The sequence below is a fragment of the Amphritea pacifica genome, assembly GCF_016924145.1.
In the GTDB taxonomy this organism is placed as follows: Bacteria; Pseudomonadota; Gammaproteobacteria; order Pseudomonadales; family Balneatricaceae; genus Amphritea; species Amphritea pacifica.
The window spans coordinates 1-305 of record NZ_JAFFZO010000184.1 but is presented as its reverse complement, the minus strand read 5'-3'; the positions used below and the strand labels follow the sequence as shown (position 1 = coordinate 305).

The window sequence follows — 305 nt, the reverse complement described above, 5'->3', positions numbered from 1 at the left end:
TCGATACCGCAGTAAAAAGGATGTTTGTTGGTGTAAAATCTCATAGGTCTTCTCCTTTTGGTTTGGTCGCCTTCCAGCTTAGTGTGAAAACAGTAAGCTGGGGGAGAAGGCTCTATGAGTATCAATCACAGGCACTGGGACAAAATTTCCGCTACGCTCCAATTTTGCCCGTGCTGTGGGCGTTGAGGCTGTCGGATAAGTCCCTCAGCCCTTGGCCTGCGGGACCAACTCCCGGTACAATCGACTAAAACAACTTTACCGCTGATGGTGCAAGGGATGGCGCGCTACAAACATTACGATTACAA

1 protein-coding gene is annotated in these 305 nt (G+C 49.2%); it reads left to right on the top strand.

Translation table 11 applies throughout. From position 1 onward, the window contains the following. A partial coding sequence (locus JW499_RS22005; protein WP_205212551.1) for a hypothetical protein occupies positions 1–248 on the top strand: 248 nt, incomplete at its 5' end. Positions 249–305: the final 57 nt, after the last annotated feature.